The organism is Liquorilactobacillus sicerae, from assembly GCF_029916425.1.
Classification (GTDB): Bacteria; Bacillota; Bacilli; order Lactobacillales; family Lactobacillaceae; genus Liquorilactobacillus; species Liquorilactobacillus sicerae.
Genome location: NZ_JAHAVQ010000367.1, coordinates 1 through 383 on the forward strand (window position 1 = coordinate 1; position 383 = coordinate 383).

At 46.0% G+C, this 383-nt stretch carries 1 pseudogene; it reads left to right on the plus strand.

The features are described 5' to 3' along the window. Positions 1-24: 24 nt before the first annotated feature. Positions 25-294 (plus strand): annotated as a pseudogene (locus KH893_RS12865) (hypothetical protein); the annotation flags it as partial. Positions 295-383 lie beyond the last annotated feature (89 nt).

Consider the following 383-nt stretch of genomic DNA (forward strand, 5'->3'; position numbering starts at 1 on the left):
CTGGCCAGACGTTTAGATCAATAAGGCTATGTCCTGTGGGCAACGGCCGGGACAAGCAGCTTTCTGCGAGAAAAGCATTTACCGGTCAGACAGCTGGGAAAGATAGCCGAAGACCAACTAAACCCCGTCACAGCCATGCGACAGGGCAAATTGCAAATTGTCATTAACCGACTAAAAACCGATGAAGCCTTGGAGTCCGATGGCCAGGCCATCAGGGACGCTGCGATTGAAAACGGCGTTCCGCTCTTTACCTCATTGGATACGGTAGCAGCCTTTTTGCAGGTTGTCGGCAGTTTGGCAGATCTTAAAAAGAAACAGGCTTTAAAAATACAAGATAATATTCAAAATAATTCATTGGATAATCGAGAAATCACTCGTTTATT